The sequence below is a fragment of the Amycolatopsis sp. SID8362 genome (assembly GCF_010550475.1).
Taxonomy (GTDB): domain Bacteria; phylum Actinomycetota; class Actinomycetes; order Mycobacteriales; family Pseudonocardiaceae; genus Amycolatopsis; species Amycolatopsis eburnea.
The window spans coordinates 1-7604 of sequence record NZ_JAAGNB010000060.1 but is presented as its reverse complement, the minus strand read 5'-3'; the positions used below and the strand labels follow the sequence as shown (position 1 = coordinate 7604).

Genomic DNA, 7604 nt, shown 5'->3' with positions numbered 1-7604 from the left:
GCCCGGGCGTGCACTGCGGGTGCTCCAGCGGGCCGAAGAGATCGCGGCGATCCTGGTGGTCGCGTCCACGGACGACCCGGGCGGCGCACTGTCGGCCTCGGCGTCGACGCTGCGCGCGCAGGCGCTGCGGCCGCTGTCCGACGCGGTCCGCACGGCTCGGTGCGCGGCGGTCAACGAGGCGGTGCGGGTCTTCGCGGAACAGACGGCACGCGAAGGCTGACGGCCATCGAAATCCGCCCCGCCCGGCCCGCCGAACTCGAAGCCGTCGCCCGGCTCCGGTGGCGCTGGGTGGCCGAACAGGACGGTCTCCCCGACGGCGACCGGGACGGGTTCGTGCGCGAGTTCGCCGCTTGGGCCCGCGAGCACGCCGACACCCACCGCTGCCTGGTCGCGGTGCGGGACGGCGAAATCCTCGGGATGGCGTTCCTCGCGATCACCGCGCGCGTCCCGACGCCGGCGGCCTTTTCCCGCGCCGCCGGCGACGTCCAGTCTGTTTACGTGGTGCCGGAAGCGCGCGACGGCGGCGTCGGCGGGCAGCTGATCGACGCGACGCTCGATCTGGCCGCGGAACTCGGTCTGGAGCGCGTCACCGTGCACTCGTCGACGCGCGCGATCCCGGCCTACGAACGGCACGGGTTCGCGCGGTCACCCCACCTGCTGCAAGCCCGCCTCAGCGAGCCGGGCGCTTCGCCGGTTCGCAGCAGCCGATCGCGCACGGCGCGCCGTTGACCGTGCAGCCCGCCGCCGGGAACGGGGACAGCTTGCGCGGCGCCACCCCGTGCGTGTGTTCGCGGATCAGCTCCACCACCAGCTCGGCGAAGCGCGGGTCGCTGCCCGCGGTCGCCGCGCGGGCGAACGCCATTCCGTGCTCCGCCGCGCGTTCCGCCGCCTCGTTGTCGAGGTCCCAGATCACCTCGAGGTGGTCCGACACGAACCCGATCGGCGACACGACCACGCCGGGGACGCCCGAAGCGTGCAACGCGTCGATGTGGTCGACGATGTCCGGCTCCAGCCACGGCACCTGCGGCGGCCCGGACCGCGACTGCCACACCACGTCGTATTCGGCGATCCCCGCTTCGGCCGCCACCAGCCGGGCCGCCTCGGCGATCTGCCGCGAGTAGCGGTGGCCGCCTTCCGCGGGCGGGCCGGACGCCTTGTCCGCGCTGTCGGGCACCGAGTGCGCGGTGAACACCGTGCGGACGCCGTCGACGTCGCCCAGCGACGCGTGCGCCGCGCGCAGGCCGTCCGCCACCGCCGAAACGAACAGCGGGTGGTCGAAGAACTGGCGCAGCTTCACCATTTCGGGTGCTTCGGCGCCGACCGCCGCGCGGGCGCGCTCGATGTCTTCGTCGTACTGGCGGCACGCGGAATAGCCGCCGTAGGCACTCGTGGGGAACACCAGGATCCGCTTCGCGCCCGCCGCCGTCAGCTCGGCGAGGGTGTCCTCGACCATCGGGTGCCAGTTGCGGTTGCCGAAGTGCACCGGGAGGTCGATCCCGGCCGCCGCGAGCTGCTTCTCGACCGCCACCATCGCGTCGCGGTTCAGCTTGTTGATCGGCGAAACGCCGCCGAAGTGCTGGTAGTGCTCGGCGACCTCGAGCAGCCGCTCCCGCGGCACGCCCCGGCCCCTGGTGACGTTTTCGAGGAACGGCATGACGTCGTCAGGCCCCTCCGGACCGCCGAACGAAAGCCACAGCAACGCGTCGTATCCCACCCCGTCATCTTGCCGATGCGGCGGCCCGCACGCTGACCCGGCCCGGTTGTGAATCGATCGGTACAAAACTCTGCTACGGTGACCCCATGGCCAGGCCACGGGAGTTCGACGAGACCGCCGCCGTCGAGAAGGCGATGCACGCCTTCTGGGAGCACGGCTACGAAGCGACGTCGACGCAGGACCTCTGCACGGCCACCGGGCTCGGGCGCAGCAGCGTCTACAACACCTTCACCAGCAAACGCGCGCTCTTCCAGCGTTCGCTCGCGCACTACACCGGCACCCAGCTCGGCAAGCGGCAGGCGATCCTCGACGGCCCGGGCACCGCGGCCGAGCGGCTCGCCGCGGTCCTCGACCAGGCCGTCGAGGACGACGTCGAATCCCGCCGCCGCGGCTGCCTCGTGGTCAACACCCTGGCCGAACTCGGCCTGCCCGACGACGAAGTGGGTGCCGCGCTGCGGAACGACACCGAGCGAAACCTGGCCATGTTCGCCGAGTGCGTCCGGGAAGGCGTGCTCGACGGCAGCCTCGGCGACGGCCTCGACCCCGCCGCGGTGGCGGAGTTCCTGCTCGGCACCATCTCGGGCTTGCGCGTGATGGCCCGCCGGGGCACGAGCCGCGACAGCATGCACGCCGTCGCGGACATCGCGCTCAAGGCGATCGTCGCCGGCTGACAGATCCTCGCACGACAGCCGATCGCTGCCGTCCGAATTTTGAACTGATCGATACACAATGAAGGAGGACCCGTGCCACTGGCCGTCTTCGTCCTCGGGCTCAGCGTGTTCGCGCTGGGCACGTCCGAGTTCATGATCACCGGCCTGCTCCCCGGCATGGCCGCCGACCTGCACGTGAGCATCCCCGACGCCGGGCTGCTGATCTCGGCGTTCGCCGTCGGCATGGTCGTCGGCGCGCCCCTGCTGGCGATCGGCACCCTCCGGCTCCCCCGTCGCCGGACGCTGCTCGCTCTGCTCGGCGTGTTCGCCGCGGCGCACGTCGTCGGCGCCCTCGCCGACGGGTACGCCGTCCTCTTCGCCACGCGGGTGGTCGCGGCGCTGGCCTGCGCCGGGTTCTGGGCCGTCGCGCTGGCGACGACGATCGCGCTCGTGCCGGTCGAGCGGCGCGGGCGGGCGATGGCGGTGCTGGTCGGCGGGCTGACCGTCGCGAACATCGCCGGGGTGCCCGCCGGCACGTTCCTCGGCCAGCACGCGGGCTGGCGCACGGCGTTCTGGGCGGTGGCGGCGGTGACCGTGCTGGCGATCGCCGGCGTGGCACTGCTGGTGCCCGAGACGACCGGCGGCGCGGTGGGTGTCCGCCACGAACTGCGGCTGTACCGCCGCGGCCGGGTCTGGCTCGCACTCGGCGTGATCGCGTTGTGCCAGGCCATGATCTTCGCCGCGTTCAGCTACCTCGCGCCGTTGCTGACCGAGACCGACGGCCTCCCCGCGGAGTGGGTGCCCGGCGTCCTGGCGCTGTTCGGCGTCGGCGCGCTGATCGGGATCAGCGCGGGCGGCCGGCTGGCCGACCGGCGGCCGATCGCGACGCTCTACGGCTGTCTCGCCCTCGCGCTGGCCGCCCTGCTCGTGCTCGCCCTGACCACCGACGCGCTCGTCGCCGTGGTGGCCGTGCTCGCCTTCGGCGTGGCCGGGTTCGGCGCCAATCCGGCGTTGAACCTGCGTGCCTTCCAGGCCGCCGGTGACGCGCCGACGCTCGTCGGGGCCAGCACGACTTCGGCGTTCAACGTCGGCAACACCGTCGGCCCGTGGCTGGGCGGCGTCGCGATCGACGCCGGGTTCGGCTTCCCGAGCGTCGCGTGGACCGGCATGCTGCTCGGCGCCGCGACCCTGGCCGCGCTCACGGTCGCGGCCGTCGTCCAGCGGAACGACGACCGCGAGCCCGTGGCGGTGTGAGCGTCAGATGCCGAGGGCGTGGACCCCGCCGTCGACCATGATCATCGAGCCGGTGGTGGCCGGGAGCCAGTCCGAAAGCAGCGCGCAGACGCTCTTCGCCGTCGGGTCCGGGTCCGAGCTGTCCCAGCCGAGCGGCGCGCGGTCGCCCCAGCCGTCCTCGAGGTCCGAGAAGCCCGGAATCGACTTCGCGGCCATGGTCTTCATCGGGCCCGCGCTGACCAGGTTGACGCGGATGCCCTGCGGGCCGAGTTCCTTGGCCAGGTACCGGTTCACCGATTCGAGCGCGGCCTTCGCGACGCCCATCCAGTTGTAGACCGGCCACGCGACGCGGGCGTCGAAGTCCATGCCGACGATCGACGAACCGCGGCCCAGCAGCGGCAGGCACGCCTTCGACAGCGACATGAACGAGTACGCCGAGACGTCGACCGCCGTCTTGACGTCCTCGGCCGGCGCGTCCAGGAACGGCGCGCCGAGGCAGCTCTGCGGGGCGAAGCCGATCGAGTGCAGCACGCCGTCGAGCCCGTCGACGTGCTCGCGGACGCGGTCGGCGAGGGAGTCGAGGTGCTCCTGGTCGGTGACGTCGAGCTCGAGCACCGGCGCGGGCTCCGGCAGCCGCTTCGCGATGGTCTTGACCAGCGACATGCGGCCGAAGCCGGTCAGCACCACGGTCGCGCCCTCCTGCTGCGCGATCTTGGCCGCGTGGAAGGCGAGCGAGGCGTCGGTGATGATGCCGGTGATCAGCAGGCGCTTGCCTTCGAGCAGTCCGGGCACGGGTCCTCCAAGTCTGGTTCGGGGTAAGGGGTTCAGTGGCCGAGGCCGAGGCCGCCGTCGACGGGCAGCACCGCGCCGTTGACGTAGCCGGCCTCGTCGGAAGCCAGGTACCGCACGGCGGCGGCGATCTCCGACGGCTCGGCGTACCGGCCGGAGGGCACCTGCGCGAGGATCTCCTTCTTGCGGTCCTCGGGCAGCTCGTCGGTCATGTCGGTGTGCACGAAGCCGGGCGCGATGACGTTCGAGGTGATGTTGCGCGAGCCGAGCTCCCGGGCCAGCGACCGGGCGAACCCGACCAGGCCGGCCTTCGACGCGGCGTAGTTCGCCTGCCCGGCCGAGCCGGAGAGGCCGACGACCGAGGAGATGAAGACGAACCGGCCCCACTTGCCGCGCAGCATCCCGCGCGAGGCGCGCTTCGCGACGCGGTAGGCACCGGTCAGGTTGGCGTTGATGACGCGCTCGAACTGCTCGTCGCTCATCCGCATCAGCAGCGTGTCGTCGGTCAGCCCGGCGTTGGACACCAGCACCTCGACCGGTCCCTGGTGCTCCTCGACGAGCTTGAAGGCGGCGTCGACCTGCTCGGTGTCGGTGACGTCCGCCTGCACGCCGAACAGCCCTTCGGGCGCGCCCGAACCACGGTGCGTGACGGCGACCCGGTGCCCCTGCTCCGCGAGGTCCCGGGCGATCGCCAAGCCGATACCCCGGTTGCCCCCGGTGACCAAGACCGACCGTCCCACAGTGTTCTCCCTCTTCGTCGACCGTGCGCTGCTGTCGGGCACGAGGCTATCGGCAGCGCTCCCGCGTCACGCACCCGCGCCCGGGGTGGGCCCGACCGTCCTAAGCGCGTGTTAGGAACTGCCCCCCGACCTTGCTGGTTACCCGCTGGTTGGTCACCGTGAGTCGCAACACAGGAGGTCGACGATGACAACCCGGATCAGCCCCGCCGCCGGTGGGGCCGTGAGCGAAAAGCGCGTGATCGGCAACGTGCTGCGCGGCTCCATCGGCAACTTGGTCGAGTGGTACGACTGGTACGCCTACGCCGCGTTCACCACTTATTTCGCCAAATCCTTCTTCCCCACCACCGACACGACGGCCGCGTTCCTGGGGACCGCCGCCGTGTTCGCCGTCGGGTTCCTCATGCGGCCGCTCGGCGGGTGGATGCTCGGGCGGTTCGCCGACAAGTTCGGGCGGCGCAGCGCGCTCGTGCTCTCGGTGTCCCTGATGGCAGGCGGCTCGCTGCTCATCGCCGTCACGCCGAACTACCACACGATCGGGATCGCCGCGCCGATCCTGCTGCTCGTCGCGCGGCTGATCCAGGGCCTCTCGGTCGGCGGCGAGTACTCCACCTCCGCGACCTACCTGTCCGAAGTGGCCACTCCGGGCAAGCGCGGCTTCTACTCGAGCTTCCAGTACGTGACGCTCTACGGCGGCCAGCTCCTCGCCCTCGGCCTCCAGCTGATCCTGCAGGCGATCCTCACCGAGCAGCAGCTGGCGTCGTGGGGCTGGCGGATCGCGTTCGGCGTCGGCACGGTCGCCGCGCTCAGCGTGATGTGGCTGCGCCGGGGCATGGACGAGTCGGCGAGCTACACGCGTGAAGCCGGTGAGGGCAAGGGAAGCGAACGCGGCACGCTGCGCACCCTCGCCAAGTACCCCAAGGAGATCCTGCTCGTCGTCGGCCTGACCCTCGGCGGCACGGTCGGCTTCTACACCTTCGCCACCTACAGCCAGAAGTTCCTCGAGAACACCGCGCACATCCCGCGGCGGCAGGTCACCATCGTGCTGTTCTGCGCGATCCTCGTCGCGGCGATCCTGCAGCCGCTGGCCGGCCGGCTGTCCGACCGGATCGGGCGACGGCCGCTCCTGCTGTTCTTCGGCATCGGCGGCACGCTGCTCACGGTCCCGATCATGACGGTGATGGGGTCGACCCGGAACCCGGTCGGCGCGTTCTTCCTCGTGCTGGCCGGGCTGGTGATCGTCGCCGGGTACACCTCGATCAACGCGATCGTGAAGGCCGAGCTGTTCCCGACGAAGATCCGCGCGCTCGGCGTCGGCCTGCCCTACGCGCTGACCGTGGCGATCTTCGGCGGCACCGCCGAGCTCATCGCGCAGGCGCTCAAGAGCGCCGGGCACGAAACGGTCTTCTTCTGGTACGTCGCGGGCTGTGTCCTGGTGTCGCTGATCGTCTACGGCACAATGCGGGAAACTTCCAAGACCTCGGAGCTGGAAGAACGCTGAGAAAGGATGACCGTGCGCGTGCTCCTCGTCGAAGACGACGCGGGTGTCGCCGGCGCGCTCGCCGAGTCGCTGCACGCGCGCGGTCATCCCGTCACCAGCGTCGGCCGCGGTGCCGACGCCCTGCACCGCCACCGCGACGCCGACCTCGTGCTCCTGGACCTCGGGCTGCCGGACCTCGACGGCCTCGACGTCCTCCGCAAGATCCGGGCGGTGTCGCCGGTCCCGGTCATCGTCCTGACCGCCCGCGGCGACGAGCGGTCCGTGGTCCGCGGGCTGCGGCTCGGCGCCGACGACTACCTGACCAAGCCCGTGCGGCTCGCCGAGCTGCTGGCGCGGATGGACGCCGTCGTGCGGCGCGCGGTCGCCCGGGACGCGCCGGCCGGGGACGTCGTGCGCGTCGAAGACGTCGAGATCGACCTCGGCGCCCGCCGGGTGCTCGTCGCCGGGCACGACGTCGGGCTCACCACCAAGGAGTTCGAGATCCTGGCGGTGCTCGCGGCCCGGCCCGGCACCGCGGTCAGCCGCCAGCAGCTGATGGACGAGGTCTGGGGCGACGCCTACCTCGCGGTGTCGCGCTCGCTCGACGTCCACCTGACCGGGCTGCGCGCGAAGCTCGACCGGCCCGGGCTGCTCACCACCATCCGCGGCTTCGGCTACCGGCTCGGCCGGGACTGACGCCGTGCGCGCCCGGCTGCTGGTGGTCCTGGTGGCCCTCGCCCTCGCGGTCGTGGCCGCGTTCGCCGTGCCGCTGCTGACCGCCACCGCGGAGCAGCGCACCCAGCAGCTGGTCATCTCGCGCACCGCCGACGTCGACCGGTTCGTCGTGCTGGCCCAGCAGGCCGTGGACACCCGCGACCCGGCGGCGGTCGCGGCCGACGCGGCGCGCTACGCCGAGCTCTACGGCGAAGGCGTGGTGATCGTCGACGCCCGGCGCGTCCCGCTGGTGCAGGCGGGCGGGCTGACCGCGGCCGAGCCGGCGG

Annotated in this window: 8 protein-coding genes and 2 pseudogenes; 7 read left to right on the top strand and 3 right to left on the bottom strand. The window is 72.0% G+C overall.

Going from position 1 to position 7604, the window contains the following annotated elements:
- Positions 1 to 220, top strand: a pseudogene (locus G3I65_RS02245) (hypothetical protein); the annotation flags it as partial.
- On the top strand, positions 217 to 729 hold the full coding sequence (locus tag G3I65_RS02240) for a GNAT family N-acetyltransferase (RefSeq protein WP_160694255.1): 513 nt from the start codon (positions 217 to 219) through the stop codon (positions 727 to 729). The pseudogene G3I65_RS02245 and the gene G3I65_RS02240, both read left to right, overlap by 4 nt.
- Here G3I65_RS02240 and G3I65_RS02235 read toward each other — a convergent pair.
- Positions 671 to 1714, bottom strand: coding sequence for a ferrochelatase (locus G3I65_RS02235; RefSeq protein ID WP_160694253.1), 1044 nt, complete (start codon positions 1712 to 1714; stop codon positions 671 to 673). The two genes, G3I65_RS02240 and G3I65_RS02235, sit on opposite strands and share 59 nt — an antisense overlap.
- 86 nt (positions 1715 to 1800) lie before the next feature.
- On the opposite strand from G3I65_RS02235, the gene G3I65_RS02230 reads away from it, so the two are divergent.
- Both G3I65_RS02230 and G3I65_RS02225 read left to right on the top strand, forming a co-directional pair.
- On the top strand, positions 1801 to 2385 hold the full coding sequence (locus G3I65_RS02230; RefSeq protein ID WP_160694251.1) for a TetR/AcrR family transcriptional regulator: 585 nt from the start codon (positions 1801 to 1803) through the stop codon (positions 2383 to 2385).
- A 72-nt stretch (positions 2386 to 2457) separates the two neighbouring features.
- Positions 2458 to 3618 carry a Cmx/CmrA family chloramphenicol efflux MFS transporter gene (locus G3I65_RS02225; protein ID WP_160694249.1) on the top strand — a complete coding sequence of 387 codons (1161 nt, stop codon included), beginning with the start codon at positions 2458 to 2460 and terminating at the stop codon, positions 3616 to 3618.
- A gap of 3 nt (positions 3619 to 3621) precedes the next feature.
- Here G3I65_RS02225 and fabI read toward each other — a convergent pair whose 3' ends face one another.
- Together fabI and fabG are read right to left on the bottom strand one after the other, a co-directional pair.
- Positions 3622 to 4389 carry an enoyl-ACP reductase FabI gene (gene fabI / locus G3I65_RS02220; RefSeq protein ID WP_160694247.1) on the bottom strand — a complete coding sequence of 256 codons (768 nt, stop codon included), beginning with the start codon at positions 4387 to 4389 and terminating at the stop codon, positions 3622 to 3624.
- A 32-nt stretch (positions 4390 to 4421) separates the two neighbouring features.
- Positions 4422 to 5126: a beta-ketoacyl-ACP reductase gene (gene fabG, locus G3I65_RS02215; protein ID WP_125316341.1), complete on the bottom strand. Its 705-nt coding sequence runs from the start codon at positions 5124 to 5126 to the stop codon at positions 4422 to 4424.
- 184 nt (positions 5127 to 5310) lie between these two features.
- Between fabG and G3I65_RS02210 the strand changes: the two genes are divergently transcribed.
- The 3 genes and pseudogenes from G3I65_RS02210 to G3I65_RS02200 all read left to right on the top strand — a co-directional run.
- Complete coding sequence (locus tag G3I65_RS02210) at positions 5311 to 6624, top strand: MFS transporter (protein WP_160694245.1); 1314 nt, start codon at positions 5311 to 5313, stop codon at positions 6622 to 6624.
- A 6-nt stretch (positions 6625 to 6630) separates the two neighbouring features.
- A complete protein-coding gene (locus tag G3I65_RS02205) occupies positions 6631 to 7299 on the top strand; it encodes a response regulator transcription factor (RefSeq protein ID WP_125316339.1) in 669 nt (222 codons plus the stop codon).
- A 4-nt stretch (positions 7300 to 7303) separates the two neighbouring features.
- Positions 7304 to 7604: pseudogene (locus tag G3I65_RS02200) on the top strand (sensor histidine kinase); the annotation flags it as partial.

Excerpts from the sequence above, each read along its gene's own strand:
- G3I65_RS02230 (WP_160694251.1), top strand. The coding sequence starts at position 1,801 with ATGGCCAGGCCACGGGAGTTCGACGAGACCGCCGCCGTCGAGAAGGCG.
- G3I65_RS02210 (WP_160694245.1), top strand. The coding sequence starts at position 5,311 with ATGACAACCCGGATCAGCCCCGCCGCCGGTGGGGCCGTGAGCGAAAAG.
- G3I65_RS02205 (WP_125316339.1), top strand. The coding sequence starts at position 6,631 with ATGACCGTGCGCGTGCTCCTCGTCGAAGACGACGCGGGTGTCGCCGGC.